11 protein-coding genes and 1 riboswitch are annotated in these 16117 nt (G+C 52.8%); of the genes, 8 read left to right on the top strand and 3 right to left on the bottom strand.

The features are described from left to right. Positions 1-88: 88 nt before the first annotated feature. Genes ACRQV7_RS11295 through ACRQV7_RS11285 form a run of 3 tightly spaced genes read left to right on the top strand, consistent with a single transcriptional unit; the run spans position 89 to position 1635 of the window. Positions 89-583 carry a flavodoxin family protein gene (locus tag ACRQV7_RS11295; protein WP_444658223.1) on the top strand — a complete coding sequence of 165 codons (495 nt, stop codon included), beginning with the start codon at positions 89-91 and terminating at the stop codon, positions 581-583. Positions 584-632: 49 nt separating this feature from the next. After that, entirely contained in the window at positions 633-1175 is a 543-nt protein-coding gene (locus ACRQV7_RS11290) for a glutathione peroxidase (RefSeq protein ID WP_444658222.1), read from the top strand. Between the two features lies 1 nt (position 1176). Next, on the top strand, positions 1177-1635 hold the full coding sequence (locus ACRQV7_RS11285) for a MarR family winged helix-turn-helix transcriptional regulator (RefSeq protein ID WP_442868009.1): 459 nt from the start codon (positions 1177-1179) through the stop codon (positions 1633-1635). Positions 1636-1716: 81 nt separating this feature from the next. Here ACRQV7_RS11285 and ACRQV7_RS11280 read toward each other — a convergent pair whose 3' ends face one another. Both ACRQV7_RS11280 and ACRQV7_RS11275 read right to left on the bottom strand, forming a co-directional pair. Next, complete coding sequence (locus tag ACRQV7_RS11280) at positions 1717-2190, bottom strand: GNAT family N-acetyltransferase (RefSeq protein WP_275716516.1); 474 nt, start codon at positions 2188-2190, stop codon at positions 1717-1719. Between the two features lie 62 nt (positions 2191-2252). After that, positions 2253-3167: a ketopantoate reductase family protein gene (locus tag ACRQV7_RS11275; protein ID WP_275716518.1), complete on the bottom strand. Its 915-nt coding sequence runs from the start codon at positions 3165-3167 to the stop codon at positions 2253-2255. 426 nt (positions 3168-3593) lie between these two features. Between ACRQV7_RS11275 and ACRQV7_RS11270 the strand changes: the two genes are divergently transcribed. The 5 genes from ACRQV7_RS11270 to ACRQV7_RS11250 all read left to right on the top strand — a co-directional run bounded on the left by ACRQV7_RS11270 (position 3594) and on the right by ACRQV7_RS11250 (position 12473). Next, entirely contained in the window at positions 3594-6245 is a 2652-nt protein-coding gene (locus tag ACRQV7_RS11270) for a cation-translocating P-type ATPase (protein ID WP_444658221.1), read from the top strand. Positions 6246-6773: 528 nt separating this feature from the next. After that, a complete protein-coding gene (locus ACRQV7_RS11265; protein WP_444658220.1) occupies positions 6774-9044 on the top strand; it encodes a sensor domain-containing diguanylate cyclase in 2271 nt (756 codons plus the stop codon). Positions 9045-9118: 74 nt separating this feature from the next. After that, a riboswitch (Fluoride riboswitch) is annotated at positions 9119-9191 on the top strand. 63 nt (positions 9192-9254) lie between these two features. Then, the gene (locus ACRQV7_RS11260; protein WP_444658219.1) at positions 9255-9794 is read left to right on the top strand and encodes an inorganic diphosphatase; all 540 of its coding nucleotides are present in this window, start codon (positions 9255-9257) and stop codon (positions 9792-9794) included. A 141-nt stretch (positions 9795-9935) separates the two neighbouring features. Continuing rightward, positions 9936-11732, top strand: a complete 1797-nt coding sequence (gene ade, locus ACRQV7_RS11255) for an adenine deaminase (RefSeq protein ID WP_444658218.1) — start codon at positions 9936-9938, stop codon at positions 11730-11732. A 51-nt stretch (positions 11733-11783) separates the two neighbouring features. Further along, a complete protein-coding gene (locus ACRQV7_RS11250; protein WP_444658217.1) occupies positions 11784-12473 on the top strand; it encodes an aspartate/glutamate racemase family protein in 690 nt (229 codons plus the stop codon). Between the two features lie 140 nt (positions 12474-12613). On the opposite strand, the gene ileS is transcribed toward ACRQV7_RS11250, so the two are convergent. Then, entirely contained in the window at positions 12614-15724 is a 3111-nt protein-coding gene (ileS, locus tag ACRQV7_RS11245; protein WP_444658216.1) for an isoleucine--tRNA ligase, read from the bottom strand. Positions 15725-16117 lie beyond the last annotated feature (393 nt).

Raw genomic sequence — 16117 nt, 5'->3', positions numbered from 1 at the left:
ACCGGATGTCCCATCACTCAATGAAAATTCCCGATTAAAAAACATCAGGCCGGAACAAAATGAGAAAGATACGAAAGGATGCTCAAAGATGAAAAATCTGATTGTCTATTATTCCTGGAAGGGGAACACGGAGGTCGCGGCGAAAGAGCTGTCCGAATTAATTGGCGGGGACCTAAAACGGATCGAAGAGACAAAACCGCGGAAATCCTTCGGTATGGCGGCATGCTCGGCGGTCTTTGGCCTGAAGAGCAAAATCGGGCCGATGGATTTTTCCCTGAACGGCTATGATTCCGTTTTTCTCGGCGGCCCGGTCTGGGCGGGCCGGAGTACGCCCGCCGTCAATGCCTTTCTGGAACGGGCGGATTTTTCCGAGAAAAAGGTCTATTTATTTGTCACACAGGCAGACGAGCATGAGCCGCAGTCCGTTTTTCAGTCTCTGACGCAGAGAGTGAAGCTGCGTGGCGGGGAAGTGTCCGGCTGCTTCTTTCTTCAGACCGTCATGAAAAGCCCCCTTTCCCCGGATAAGGCCCGGAAGTCCCTCGCGGACTGGGTGAAAAATTTAACTCTTGATAAAGTAAATTAAATTGTATAAAATAAAATTGTAAAAAATACAATTTGAAAGGTGATCCTTTATGACGATTTATGATTATTCCATTCAGACGATGGAGGGAAAGACCGTTCCGCTTTCAGAATTAAAAGGCAAGGTGCTGGTCCTCGTCAATACGGCAAGCAAATGCGGCTTTACGCCGCAGTACGAAGGTCTGGAAAAGCTTTATCAGACCTATCGCGAACAGGGTCTCACGGTGATCGGTTTCCCCTGCAATCAGTTTGCGGAGCAGGAGCCCGGAACGAACAGCGAGGTACAGGAGTTCTGTAAGCTGCGGTATGGGGTTACTTTTCCGCTTTCGGTGAAAATTGACGTTCGCGGGGAAAACGCAGACCCGATCTTCCGCTATCTGACCGGCCACACAGCCTTTGAAGGCTTTGGAAAGGGCGTAAAAAACAGGACGCTGGAACTGATGCTGAAAACGAAATACGGAAAAGAGTTCAGCGACAGCTCCATCAAATGGAATTTTACGAAATTCCTGATTGACAGGGAAGGAAATATTGCCGGACGTTTTGAACCGACAACGACGCCCGAGGAAATGGAATCCGCAATTAAGGAGTGTTTGTAATTTGGATGTGCGGCCCGACGACCTGTTAAAGCTTGACAGCCAGCTTTGTTTTGCGCTTTATGCGTGCTCAAAGGAAGTGATCCGCCTTTACAAGCCGTACCTCGAACCGTATGGCCTTACGTATACGCAGTATATCACTTTGCTGGTGCTGTGGGAAAAGGACAATCTCAGCGTATCGGAGTTGGGAAGCCGGCTGCTTCTGGATTCAGGAACCCTGACCCCGCTTCTGAAAAAGCTGGAAAAGCTGGAGCTTGTCGAACGCGTGCGCAGTGTCCGTGACGAGCGCAGTGTACAGGTTTGTCTGACGGAAAAGGGCAGAAGCCTGAAAAAACATTTTCTGGACCTTCCTCAGAAAATGTTCTGCTGTACGGGCCTTGCTCCGGAAGAGGCCCTTCGCCTCAGGGAAATGCTTTCCCAGCTTCTCGGGAACATACGGGCCGTACAGAAGGATACCGTCTGAAAGCATGATAAAAACGGCGTTGATTCCAAAGGGAATCAGCGCCGTTTTGCGGGAAGAGCTTCTCCGGCCGACCGATACCGATCAAAAGGTCAGAGAATACTCCATATTATTTTTTGCCTCCTGAAAACCGTATTTTTCATACAGCGGCTTTCCCATTTCGGAAGCGTTCAGCGTAATTTTCATGCAGTTTCTGGCACGTGTTTCCTCCAGCAGACGGCTTAAAAGAGCGGAAGCGATCCCTTTGTTCCGGTGTGCCGGTTTCGTATACATGTTCATGATGTACGCCACCGATCCCGTGATGTTGGAATAGACCGGGGGAATCGAATAGAACACGATCCCGCTGGTCGCTATGATCTCTTCGTCCTGAACCGCAACCCATGCGACAAAGCTGTCGTTTGCAAGATGCTGTTCAAAATACCGGTAGGTGTTCGCGTAAAATTCGGCGGTGCCGGAATTTTGAGGATTTTCCCTTTCGTTTCGCATCTCCACTCTGATTTCTGCCAGCTGGTCAACATCATGGATCGTCGCCCTTCGATACTCCATAGCTTCACTCACTTTCTGATATCCTGAATTTTTATCAATGTTTTTTAACGGCTGCTGTGCCATGCGTAAAATACTCAGTAAAGCTGTTCCATGGATTTGATAATGCAGTATAAAACGTGATTCACGGGAGTGGAAACCTGATATTTCCGGCCCAACTCCACGACGGTACCGGCAAAATAATCTACCTCGGTGCGCCGCTTTGCCTCTATATCCTGCAGCATGGAGGTTTTCCCCAGCGGTGAAAACGTGGACATCAGATTTTCGTATTCCAGGGCGTCCTGTTCGGTTAAATCGATATGGCGGGCCTTTGCCAGAGCGACGACCTCCATCATGGCTTCATGAAAAAGGATTCCGTTGGTTTCTATGCCGGTCATTTTTCCGTAGGGCGCGCCGGTGATGGCGGAAACCTGGTTGCAGCCCACATTGAGCATCCATTTTTTCCATACGGTGCGGATCATGTCCGAAGGGGCTTCGCATTCAATCCCGGCCGCGGCCAGAAAAGCTTTGACTGCGGTCACTTCCGGCGAAGGGACCGTGTTGTCCGCGTCCCCGAAATCAATCACACCGTCCACCGTGTTTTGTACACCGTCGGCGGTTCGCACCGCGTCTATGTAAATGGAAAGCCCGTAAAAGACGCGGTTGTCCGGAAAGACCGACAGGATTCTGTCCCTGACGGTGACTCCGTTCAAAAGGGGAAGGATTACGGTGCTTTTACCGACAAAGCTGCGCATATCCTCCAGCGCTTTGCTCAGCTGGTCGTTTTTTACGCTGACAATGATTAGGTCGGCTGGAAAATTCTGTTCCCCCGGCGAAAGCACCCGCGGGTAAAACACACTGCCGTTAAGCCGGATTCCGTTTCCCTTCAGCTTTTCTTTCCGCGCCCCGCCGGCGATCACGGCAAAATCGGCGCCGTAGCGGTCGTGCAGCAATTTCCCATAAACGGTGCCAATCGCACCCATTCCGATGAGGGCAGCCTTTTTGATCTGCATCTTCCATTCCCCATTCCTGTGTTTCGTTTCTGTTTCCCTGTTTGTTACTGTGCTGTTTCTTCTCCGCTAAAATATCGGTATTCAAATTATACTATTTCCTTAGCCGCTGTCAATTCCTTTTTTTCTGCGACCGAATGTTGTAAAATTCAGCTTAAAAGCATGTAAATTACCGGGTTCGCTGATGAAATCCTGTTGACAGAGCGCCTGATAGATGATATGATAAAAAAACAAAAAAACAATATCTCTTGGGGGAGTAGTTTGCATGCGGTCCGCCGCATGTGTCAAGTCAACAGCATGGCCGTTCCGGTCTGGCTTGCCTTAATGAACAAGACTCATGTATAGCTTTGTATGGGCTGTACATGAGTTTTTTTTATGATAATACATATCATAATCATCAGTTGAATGAATGAGAGGAAGAAACTACGCATGAAGTACTATTTAGCAGATTTGGATCAGGTCCTTGAGCAGGTCCAAAGCAGCCCGCAGGGCCTGTCACAGGCCGACGCAGATTCCCGTTTGCAGCGCGACGGAAAGAACAAGCTGGCCGAAGGCAAAAAGGTTTCCGTATTCAGGCGGTTTGTTCAGCAGCTTGGCGACCCGATGACCATCATCCTGATTGTCGCCGCGGTCATTTCGGGTATTACCGCGTCTTACGCGCACGAATCCTTTGCGGATGTCTTCATCATTATGATCGTTGTCCTGATTAACGCGGTGCTTGGCGTCTATCAGGAAAGCAAGGCGGAAAAAGCGATTGAAGCGCTGCAGGAAATGTCCGCCGCGACCTCTAAGGTTCTGCGCGGCGGCAGCGTCGTGACGATGAAAAGCGAAGATCTGGTCACCGGCGACGTGGTTCTGCTGGAAGCGGGAGACGCCGTCCCGGCCGACTGCCGCATGATTGAAAGCGCAAGCGTAAAAATCGAGGAGGCCGCCCTGACGGGCGAGTCGGTGCCGGTCAACAAGATCATTCAGGCGCTGACGCTGAAGAAAGAGAAGGAAGTGCCGCTCGGCGACCGTAAAAATATGGCGTATATGGGCAGCACCGTCGTTTACGGCCGCGGAAAAGCGGTGGTCGTTGCGACCGGCATGGATACCGAAATGGGAAAAATCGCCGACGCGCTCGCAAACGCGAAGGACAACGTTACCCCGCTCCAGATCAAATTGAATCAGCTCAGCAAAATCCTGAGCCGTCTGGTCATCGGCATCTGTATTTTCATCTTTGCGTTCAGTCTGATTAAATCGGGAGATTTCAGCGGTCAGGTCGTGCTGAACACCTTCATGGTCGCGGTCAGCCTTGCCGTCGCGGCGATTCCCGAGGGACTCGCCACCGTCGTGACGATTGTGCTCTCCATCGGCGTTACCAACATGTCCAAACGAAACGCCGTCATCCGGAAACTGACGGCGGTGGAAACGCTCGGCTGTGCGCAGGTGATCTGTTCCGACAAAACCGGCACGCTGACACAGAACAAAATGACCGTTGTGGAGCATTACTCGGAAGACGAGCCGCTGCTTGCCACCGCAATGGCCCTGTGCAGCGACGCCGAGCTGGGCAAAGACGGCGAAGTCACCGGGGAACCGACGGAAGCGGCGCTTGTCAGCTATGCCGCCAGCCTGAAGCTCGATAAAAACGAGCTGAAAAAGACGAATCCGCGCGTCGGCGAAGCGCCGTTCGATTCCATGCGCAAAATGATGTCCACCGTCCATTCTCTCGCGGACGGAAGCTGCATCCAGTACACGAAGGGCGCCCCGGACGAGGTCATCAAGAAATGCACCCATGTCCTGAAAAACGGACAGGTCGTGCCGATGACGGAGGCCCTGCACGGGGAAATCCACTCGCAGAACAAGGCGATGGCGGGCAAGGCCTTGCGCGTGCTCTGCGCGGCATTTAAGAAATATGACGGCATGCCCGCTTCCTTTGAGCCGTCCGATCTGGAAAACGGCCTGACCCTGATCGGTCTGACCGGAATGATCGACCCCATCCGTCCCGAGGTTGTGGACGCGATTCAGGAGTGCAGGGAGGCCGGAATCCGCCCGGTCATGATCACGGGCGATCACCGCGATACGGCGGTGGCCATTGCGACCCAGCTCGGAATCATCACGGACGAGTCGCAGGCGATTACCGGCGCCCGGCTGGACGAAATCAGCGACGACGAGCTGAAGGATACCATCGGGAATTATTCCGTTTACGCCAGAGTCCAGCCGGAGCATAAGGTCCGTATTGTCAACGCGTGGAAAACCAACGGGATGATTACCGCCATGACCGGTGACGGCGTCAACGACGCCCCGTCGATCAAAAGCGCCGATATCGGCGTGGGCATGGGAATTACGGGTACGGACGTCACCAAAAACGTGGCGGACATGGTGCTTGCGGACGACAACTTCGCCACCATCGTTTCCGCGGTGGAAGAGGGCAGAAGAATCTACGACAATATCCGGAAGGCCATTCAGTTTCTGCTGGCTTCCAACCTGAGCGAAGTGCTTTCCATTTTTGTCGCTACCCTTCTGGGCTTTGTCATTCTGAAGCCGGTGCACCTGCTCTGGATCAATCTGATTACCGACTGCTTCCCGGCCCTGGCGCTCGGAATGGAGGAGGGCGAAAAAGACCTCATGCGGCGCAGTCCCCGCAATCCCCGCGACGGCATTTTTGCCGGAGGACTCGGCACGGACGTCGCCTATCAGGGGGTCCTGGTCACGGTTGTCACCCTGTCCGCGTATTTCATCGGCCATTTTCTCGAGTCCGGGGCTTGGGAAATCACCAACAGCGCCGACGGCATGACCATGGCTTTTCTGACCATGTCGATGGCGGAGATTTTCCACTCCTTCAACATGCGTTCCCAGCGCCATTCGATTTTCAGCATGAGGAAACAGAACGGATACCTGATCGGCGCCATGCTCGTGTCGCTGCTGCTGACCACGGCCGTGATCTATATCCCCGCTCTGGCGTTTGCCTTCCAGTTTGAAGAGATTTCACTGCTGGAGTACTCGGTCGCTCTGCTGCTTGCTTTCTCGGTTATTCCGATTGTGGAAATCGTGAAGGCGTTTCAAAGAAAATTTGCAAAAGCTTCCACTTATGGGAATTAATTCTTTTCGGTACGGCGGAATAAAAACGAGTCGGGCGCACATAATAAGTCCTGGGTACATTGAATGATTCCTGGTGAATCAGTACCCTTAAAAAACAGATTGGCAAGCAAAGATTTAATCAAGAATACTGGGAGATGGTTAAGTTGAACAGATCAGTCTGGGAACCTATCATGATCCGTGCAGTAATGCCTTTATGAAGACCCAAAGATAAGTTTGGCTGAACTCATTGATTCTCAAGTTTTGATAATTAAATACGAGCTTGGAGGGGCGGGAATTCCGAATAGAATTTCCGTCTCTTTTCTTTTTCAGCATTCTTATCCACGCTTTCTCACCGGAGAATGATAGGATTAAGAAATGAAAAATTTTAACAGGAAATTTAAGACTTGATATAGTTATCGAAAGAAATCTGTGCTAAAATGTAGATGTTTTTAAAGTACATAACAAACCGGATACTGTGACGCCGAAAACCATGCGGATCGATTTTCGGCCGGGTGTCGGCCTGCGGTTTTCTGTGTTTTGGGGGTATCCATGAAAAGGTTTATCAAATTCGCCGACGGGCTGCTGATTGTATCCTTCTGCCTGATTCTGCTTTCGGTTTTTTCGGGAACCGGCCGGCATGAGAATGCTGTTTCGAACGGCGTTTTGGATATCGGCAGCGCCGGCCTTTCCTCACCTGTTCCGATGACCGGGGCATGGGAGTTTTATTGGGGCCGGCAGGTGAGCCCCCAGGGGAAGATAACGGATGCGGACAATAAACAGCTGGTTCAGGTTCCCGCAAACTGGACGGCGTACCGTGATGCGGACAATAAAGCCTGTTCACAGGAGGGATACACCGTCTACCGGGTGGTGCTGAAAGCACAGAAAGGCCTTTGTCTTGGGTTGAAAATTCCCCAGATCGGTTCTTCCTACCGGCTGTGGATCGATGGAAACATACGCTTCGAAAGCGGCCGGGTCGGGAAAAACGCGTCGGAATCCAGACCGGAGTGGACGACGCAGTCGGTTTTCTTTCAGACACAGCGGGAAGACACGGAAATTCTGATAGAGGTTTCCAACTTCGATTATTTCCGTTCGGGCCTGACGATTCCCGTTGTGGTGGGAACCCAGCAGCAGATCCAGCGGCTGGGCGATCAGGGCTTGTTTATGGACACCTTTCTCTTTTCATCCCTGTTTGTAATGGCGGTATTTTTCTTTCTGCTGTATTTTGTGCGTTCTCACGACAAGGCCCATATCTGTCTGGCGCTTTTTGCAGCGGCCATCTCCCTGCGTCCGCTGCTTTACGGCGAGTGCTATTTCAATAAGATTTTCCCCGGCATCAATTTTGAATTCAACACCAAACTGTACCTGGTCAATTTCGTGGTGATCCAGCTGCTGTGCCTGTTCTTTTACTATCAGTATAAAGAACTGTCGAGCAGAAGGTTTATGCGTGTCAGCGGAGCAGCGGTGTCCGCCATTGTTTTTGTGGGCGTTTTTCTTCCGGCCCGGTATATGCTGTATCCCGTTGTTCTGCTGGAAGCGATGATTCCCGTCACCGTTGCCAACTGCCTTGTGACGCTGATGCGCGCAATGAGAAAAAAATACGAAAACGCCGGAATCAACCTTTTAAGCGTCCTGCTCCTGTTTTTCCTGTCCATTGTGGATATCCTGAAAAATAACGGGCTGATCGAAATGAACCTTTACTATACTCCGATCGCAATGCTCGTCGTCACGTTCATCCAGATCTTCCTGCAGGTAGGAAGATTCAGGGAAAGCGATCTGCTGAACGAAAAGCTGGCCAATGAGGTCGGAATCAAAAATCTGAAGCTGGAATACGAAATGAAGCAAAGGAGTATTACGGAAAAACTGAACAACGGTCTGAGAGCGATGGTTTCCGCTTTGGAAATCGAGGGCCTTCTGGTCAGCATTCTGGAAAATCTGTATCAGATTATCGAATTTGAAAGCGCCGTCATGGTTTTGCGGGTGAATGAGAGCCTGGGTTACATTGTGACCAAACTGAATCACGAAAAAGTGGTCTGCCGCAGGTATTCCGGGAGAATCGTCCTCAGGGATCAAAATCAGTCCGAGAACCGAAACGGCGGCGAAAAGGTTCGCGTGCACGATCTTTACACCCGGGGCAAAGACGGAAAAAGCCTGATCGTGAAGTCTCTTTACTATAATCACAAGCTGTTCTGCGTCATAAAAATGATTGTCAGCAAAAGCAGGGAGATTTCTGCCGGAGACCTGGAACTGGTGGATATCTATACGGAGCAGTCGATTTTAGCGTTTCAGAACGCAAAATCCTATGAAAAAATCAAAGAACTTGCCCTGTATGACGAGCTGAGCGGTATTTACAACCGCAGGCAGCTGATGAAGCTCGGCATTATGGAATATATTTCGGCCAGGGAAGCCGGCTGCGATTTTTACGCAATGATGCTTGACATCGATTTTTTCAAGGCCGTCAACGATACATACGGCCATCTGTTCGGGGATAAAATCATTAAAAACGTTGCGAATATCTGCAAACGGTGTATCCCGGTCAGCGCGGTGGTCGGGCGGTACGGCGGCGAGGAATTCCTCATTTTCCTCAAGGACATGGAAAAGGAGGACGTCGGCCTGCTGGCGGAAAAGCTGAACAGGGAAGTAAGAAGCTGCAGCTATTCCTGTGAGGGTAACGACCATATTCATGTGACCGTCAGTATCGGCGTCGCAAGGGGAAAAAGGGAGCAGGTGAACCTGTACGACCTGATCAATCACGCGGACAAGGCGATGTATCTGGCCAAAAAAGAGGGGCGCGACTGTGTCCGGTGGTTTGAGCAGGAATGAGAATCCGTCTGCGGGGCTTCTGCCGGTTCTCTTATTTTCCTGTTTATTGACAGAATGTTTTCTATTGTGCTATAATAAAAACTGGGAATGAAGTTCTCCCGTAGCGAACGCTAAAATTGCTTTTATGCTGATGACTTCTGTGATATACACAGCGGGTTGTCGGCTTTTTTATTTGCAAATCAGAAAATTTAAGATGCAGGAGGGACTTTTTTGAATATTTGGCACGAGATTTCTCAGGACAGAATTCATGCGGACAGCTTTTTCGCGGTGATTGAAATTCCCAAGGGCTGCAAGACAAAATATGAGCTGGATAAGGAATCCGGCTTTCTTTCCATGGACCGTATCCTGTACACTTCCGCGCATTATCCGGCGAATTACGGCTTTATTCCGCGTACCTATGCGGCGGATCACGATCCGCTGGACGTGCTGGTGCTCTGTTCCGAGGACATTCAGCCGCTCTCTCTGGTGCGCTGTTACCCCATCGGGGTGATCTCCATGGAGGACGGGGGTTTTGTGGACGACAAGATCATCGCGATTCCGTTCGGCGACCCGACCTTCAACGAATACCGGAACATCGACGAGCTGCCCTCGCATATTTTTGACGAAATGATTCACTTTTTTGCGGTGTATAAGGAACTGGAGGGCAAAGCCACCGCGGTGGATTACATCCGCAGCGTGCAGGACGCAAAACGGATTATACAGGAAAGCATCGACGCTTACACTGAAAAATTCGGCGGGACCAACGCCTGATTTCCCCCTGTAAAGAACGGACGCTCCGGCGGTTTTTGACCGCTGCGGGGCGTCTTTTTTATTTTACGGCAGTAAAAGATGCTTGACAGGCATTTTGATGACGTTTAATATAGAATGAAAAACATGTAAAGGGGTGCTGTGATGATTAACAAGTTTTGTACTTCTCCGCTGTGGGAATCCGGCAGGACGCTTGCCGCGGTCGCGCAGGGCGCCGTTCCGGCGGAAACCGTGATTATCAACGCCAGGCTGGTGAATGTCTGTACCGGGGAGATCCTGCCGGATACCGATGTGGCCATTTCCTGCGGCAGGATTGCCCTTGTCGGAGACGCGAAGCACTGTATCGGAGAAGGCACAACCGTCCTGGACGCAGCCGGTCAGTATATCGCCCCCGGATTTTTAGACGGGCATATGCATGTGGAATCCTCCATGATGAGCGTGGGGGAATACGCGCGGGCGGTCATTCTTCACGGCACGGTGGGAATCTATATGGACCCGCATGAAATCTGCAATGTCCTCGGGCTGGACGGGGTTTCCTGCATGATCGAGGACTCCAAAAGGACTCCGCTGAAAACGATGGTCACCACACCGGCCTGTGTTCCCGCCGTTCCCGGCTTTGAAGATACCGGCTCCTCCATCGGTCCGGCGGAGATCGCCGAGACCATGCGGTGGGACAGCGTGGTGGGCCTTGGGGAACTGATGAATTTTCCGGGCGTGCTAAACTCGGACCCGCAGATGCACGGCGAGGTCGCCGAGACGCTCAGGGTGGGCAAGATCGTGACCGGTCATTACTCCATGCCGGAGACGGGGCGTGGGCTGAACGCCTACATTGCCTCCGGCGTGCGCTGCTGCCACGAGTCCACCCGTGCGCAGGACGCCCTTGCAAAGATGCGGTTCGGCATGTACGCCATGCTGCGGGAAGGTTCGGCGTGGCGCGACCTTCATGAGGTGGCGAAAAGCATTACGGAAAATAAAATCGACACCCGGTTCGGAGTGCTGATTTCCGATGATACGCACCCGTACACCCTGCTGAATCAGGGGCATCTGGACCACATCGTCCGCCGCGCGGTGGAAGAGGGAATCGACGTCATGACTGCCATTCAGATGGTCACCATCAACTGCGCCCAGTGCTTTCAGATGGACCATGAGCTGGGGTCCATTACGCCGGGGAAATGCGCGGATATCGTTTTTATCGGCAGTCTGGACAGGCTGGACGTTACGCGGGTGCTGATCAACGGCGCCGTTGCGGCGGAAAACGGAAAGCTTACCGAAAAGCTCCCGCCCTATCATTACCCGAAGTGGGCGACGGAATCCATGCATATCAAAAATCCCATTACACCGGAGTCCTTTGCCATTCCCGCGAAGGGCGACCGTGTGACCGCCCGCGTCATTGAAGTGATCCCCGCCAGGGTCGGCTCCTACGAACGGCATGTTTCGCTCAGGGTGGAAAACGGGCGGGTCGGTTCCGACGTCGAACAGGATGTCCTGAAAACGGCGGTCTTTGAGCGGCACCATGAAACGGGAAAGGCCGGCTTCGGCTTTGTCAAAGGGTTTGGTATCCGGTGCGGGGCCATGGCTTCCACCGTGGCGCATGACGCGCACAACCTGCTGGTGATCGGCACCAACGACGAGGACATGGCGCTGGCCGCCAATACGCTGATCGCGTGCGGCGGGGGAATGACCGCCGTACAGAACGGCAGGGTTCTGGGGACGGTTCCGCTCCCGATCGCCGGCCTGATGAACGACAAGCCGGTGGAGGAAATGGCTGAAATCGTCGGAAAGCTGAGCGAGGCGTGGGAAAAGATCGGGTGCAGCATGGTTTCTCCCTTTATGACCATGGCGCTGATTCCGCTTGCCTGCCTGCCCGAACTGCGCCTGACCGACAGGGGGCTGGTGGACTGTACGGAATTCCGGTTTACTCCGCTCTTTGTGGAAGAATAGAGTTTTATAAAAATAGAGCAGGTAAATAGAATATCGGGAGAGTGAATCAATATGAAAACAATCGGCCTGATCGGAGGAATGAGCTGGGAAAGCACCGTCGGTTACTATCAGATCATCAACCGCACGGTTCAGCAGAAGCTGGGAGGGTTCCACTCCGCGCAATGCCTGCTTTACAGTGTGGACTTCCATGAAATAGAAAAGTGCCAGGAGGAGGGCGACTGGGAAAAATGCGCGGGAATCCTGTCTTCCGCCGCGCGGAGCCTGGAAAAAGGGGGCGCCGATTTCCTTGTGATTTGTACCAATACCATGCATAAGGTCGCCGGACAGATTCAAAGCGCCGTCTCCATCCCGGTGCTTCACATTGCCGAGGTGACCGCGGCGGAGCTCTTGCAGAATCAAATTAAAAGAGTCGCTCTGCTCGGGACGGTTTACACCATGGAGCAGGATTTTTACAAGGAAAAGCTGGCGGAAAAGAATCTGGAAGTCCTTGTACCGGATGAAGAAGACAGGAAACTCATTAATCATATTATTTTTCACGAGCTCTGCCTCGGCATCGTTTCCAATGAATCGAAAGCGGCGTTCCTGAAAATCATCGGGAAAATGGCGGAACGGGGTGCGCAGGGCGTGATTCTCGGCTGTACGGAAATCGGGATGCTGGTTCAGCAGAAGGACACGTCCGTGCCGCTGTTCGATACGACCGAAATCCACGCGAAACGCGCGGCCCTGTACGCGCTGTCCTGAATGAGAAAAGATCAGTAAAAGAAGAAGCCGGAAAAGCGTTAAAACGCTTTTCCGGCTTCTTCCTGTTGTTTTATTTAACGTACAGCGTAACCATGGATTTTTCCGGAGAGGCTCTTTTCACGGAATTGTGCGCTCGAAAATCAGATTTTCTGAACTCCCAGCTCGACGGTTTCGCCGTTCAGGTCCCATTCCTTGGCGAAGCCCGCCATTTCGTTCAGCCTGACTTCTTCGGCCAGCACGTCGTTCTGAATGGAGGCGAGATTGTCGGAGATGATTTTCGCGATCCGGTCGTTTCCCTTTTCATAGACGACGATATGGTCGGTCACGTCAAAGCCCGCGTCCTTGCGCATGGTCTGGATCTTGCTGATGATTTCGCGGACGAATCCCTCTTCGATCAGGTTTTCCGTCAAATGGGTGTCAATGACCACCGTGATCCCGTTGTCCGCCATGGAAACGTAATTTTCCGCCTGAGCGGTTTCAATCAGCAGTTCCTCAGGGGTCAGGGAGATCTCCCCGTCCGAAAGGGCGAGGGTCAGGGCGCCGTTGGCGTCGAGCTCCTTCTTCGCCGCGCTTCCGTTGAGTCCGGCGAGCGCGGTGCGGATTTCGCCGATCTTCCTGCCGTATTTCTGCCCCAGAATTCTAAGCTGCGGCTTGAAATGGTAGGAGGTGAAGTCCGAGACATCCTCGGTAAACAGGATTTCCTTGCTGTTCAGCTCGTCGCGGATGATGGTCCGGTAGAACTCGCTCAGCGGCTTTTCCGAACGGACATACATTTTCGCGATCGGCTGGCGGTTCTTGATGTTGGCAGTATTTCTCGCCGCTCGGCCCAGCACGACGATGTCGAGCACCAGCTCCATGTTTTCTTCCAGCTCTTTGTCAGTCAGGGATTCGTCGACGCTCGGAAAATCGCAGAGATGGACGCTTTCCGGCGCGGAGGGGTCGATCTTGCAGACCAGATTGCGGTAAATATCCTCCGCCATAAACGGAATCATGGGAGACGCCGTTTTCGCTATGGTGACGAGCGCGGTGTACAGCGTCATGTAGGCGTTGATCTTGTCCTGCGGCATCCCTTTGACCCAGAAGCGCTCTCGGCTTCTTCTGACGTACCAGTTGCTCATTTCATCGACAAAATCCTGAAGCGCACGCGCCGCCTCCGGAATCCGGTAGTTCTCCAGATGGCCGTCGATGGCTTTTACAGAGGTGTTCAGGCGGGACAGCAGCCATTTGTCCATGACGGTCAGGCTGCCGCGGTCCAGCGTGTATTTGGTGGCGTCGAACTCGTCGATGTTCGCGTACAGTACGAAGAAAGCATAGGTGTTCCACAGCGTGCCCATGAATTTGCGCTGGCCTTCCGTCACGGCCTTGCCATGGAAACGGTTCGGGAGCCAGGGGGCGGAGTTGCTGTAGAAGTACCAGCGGATCGCGTCCGCGCCGTAGGTCTCCAGCGCCTCGAACGGGTCGACCGCGTTGCCCTTGGATTTGGACATCTTCTGCCCGTTCTCGTCCTGTACATGGCCGAGGACGATGACGTTTTTATACGGGGCCTTGTTGAAAATCAGGGTGGAAATCGCAAGAAGGGAATAGAACCATCCTCTTGTCTGATCCACCGCCTCGGAAATGAAGTCGGCGGGGAACTGCTGATGGAAAAGCTCCTGATTTTCAAACGGATAGTGATGCTGAGCGAACGGCATGGAACCGGAGTCGAACCAGCAGTCGATCACTTCCGGCACGCGTTTCATCTGTTTGCCGCATTTCGGGCAGGTAATGGTCACCGCGTCGATGTACGGCCGGTGCAGCTCAATATCCTCCGGGCAGTTGGGGGACATGGCTTTCAGCTCCTCAATGCTGCCGACGGAGTGCTTGTGCCCGCACTCGCATTCCCAGATATTCAGCGGGGTGCCCCAGTAGCGGTTGCGGCTGATGCTCCAGTCCTGCACGTTTTCCAGCCAGTCGCCGAAGCGGCCCTTGCCGATGCTTTCCGGAATCCAGTGGATGGTATTGTTGTTGCGGATCAGATCGTCCTTGACCGCAGTCATTTTAATGAACCAGGAATCCTTGGCGTAATAGATCAGCGGGGTGTCGCAGCGCCAGCAGAACGGATAGCTGTGCTCAAAGGCGGGCGCGGAGAACAGAAGCCCGCGCTGGTTCAGGTTTTTCAGGATTTCCTTGTCGGCGTCCTTGCAGAACATGCCCGGCCAGAGGGTCTCTTTGGTCATCTCGCCTTTCCCGTCTACCAGCTGCACGAAGGGCAGGCCGTATTTGCGGCCGACATTCGCGTCATCCTCGCCGAAGGCGGGCGCGATATGAACCACACCGGTGCCGTCCGTCAGCGTAACGTAGCGGTCGCAGGTGACGTACCAGCACTTTTTGTCCGGTTTTACAAAGTCAAAGAGCGGCTCGTATTCCTTATATTCCAGGTCTTTTCCGACATACTTTTCCAGTACGGTGTATTCTTCCCCCAGCACCTTGGGGGCAAGGGCCTCCGCCAGGTAATAGACGGCGTCCGCCGTTTTCACCTTCACATAGCTTTCGTCGGGATTCACGCACAAAGCCACGTTGGACGGCAGCGTCCAGGGGGTGGTTGTCCACGCCAGAATAAAGGCGTCCTCGCCCTTTACCCGGAATTTCGCGATCGCGGATTTTTCCTTGACGTCCTTGTACCCCTGGGCCACCTCGTGGCTGGAAAGGGGGGTCCCGCACCGCGGGCAGTAGGGGACGATCTTAAAGCCCTTGTACAGAAGGCCCTTTTCCCAGATCTGCTTTAACGCCCACCATTCGGACTCAATATAATCGTTTTCATAGGTCACGTAAGGGTGCTCCATGTCCGCCCAGAAGCCGACGGTCCGGGAGAAGTCCTCCCACATCCCCTTGTATTTCCACACGCTTTCGCGGCATTGCTTGATGAAGGGTTCCAGCCCGTACTGCTCGATCTGCTCCTTGCCGTCCAGATGAAGGAGTTTTTCCACCTCCAGCTCCACGGGAAGCCCGTGCGTGTCCCAGCCGGCCTTCCGGGGGACCTGATAGCCCTTCATCGTCCGGTAGCGGGGAATCATATCCTTGATGACCCTTGTCAGGACATGACCGATGTGGGGCTTGCCGTTCGCGGTCGGCGGGCCGTCGTAAAACATATAGGTTTTTCCGTTTTTGCGGCTGTCGATGCTCTTTTCGAAGATTTTGTTTTCTTCCCAGAACTTTTCGATCTTCTTTTCGCGTTCTACAAAGTTTAAATTTGCAGGAACCTTGTCGTACATTGCTGAAACCTCCCAAAATAAAAAACCTCCGCCCTGAGAACAGGACGAAGGCTTCGCTTCGTTATACCACCTATTGCAGCATACTGTCATATGTGCTCCCGGTAACGGGGGAAAACCGCCAAAGCTTAGTCGAAGAACTCTTTCAGCCCGGAACTCGAGAGTGATGTTCGGAAGTAAACGACTCAGGCCGGACTCTCACTGTCACCGGCTCGCTTTGCTTTTTGTCTGAATCCTACTGTCTCTTTCAACGTTTTTGTCATATTTTCAGGAATTAATCATAGCACAGGAATCAAAAAAAGTCAAACATCCCCTTTTATGGAATCCGCCGCGCGGAATCCACCGGGGAATTGTTAAATGTTGGTTATATTTTGCTCCCAATGTTTGATTTTATGC

It is taken from the genome of Caproiciproducens lactatisolvens (genome assembly GCF_052443335.1).
Lineage (GTDB): Bacteria > Bacillota > Clostridia > Oscillospirales > Acutalibacteraceae > Caproiciproducens.
Note: the sequence above shows the minus strand (reverse complement) of the source record. Positions and strands in the feature narration are given on the sequence as shown.

Coding starts and splice junctions, on each gene's coding strand:
- ileS (WP_444658216.1), bottom strand. CDS start 15,724: ATGTACGACAAGGTTCCTGCAAATTTAAACTTTGTAGAACGCGAAAAG.
- ACRQV7_RS11250 (WP_444658217.1), top strand. CDS start 11,784: ATGAAAACAATCGGCCTGATCGGAGGAATGAGCTGGGAAAGCACCGTC.
- ACRQV7_RS11265 (WP_444658220.1), top strand. CDS start 6,774: ATGAAAAGGTTTATCAAATTCGCCGACGGGCTGCTGATTGTATCCTTC.
- ade (WP_444658218.1), top strand. CDS start 9,936: ATGATTAACAAGTTTTGTACTTCTCCGCTGTGGGAATCCGGCAGGACG.
- ACRQV7_RS11290 (WP_444658222.1), top strand. CDS start 633: ATGACGATTTATGATTATTCCATTCAGACGATGGAGGGAAAGACCGTT.
- ACRQV7_RS11295 (WP_444658223.1), top strand. CDS start 89: ATGAAAAATCTGATTGTCTATTATTCCTGGAAGGGGAACACGGAGGTC.
- ACRQV7_RS11275 (WP_275716518.1), bottom strand. CDS start 3,167: ATGCAGATCAAAAAGGCTGCCCTCATCGGAATGGGTGCGATTGGCACC.
- ACRQV7_RS11270 (WP_444658221.1), top strand. CDS start 3,594: ATGAAGTACTATTTAGCAGATTTGGATCAGGTCCTTGAGCAGGTCCAA.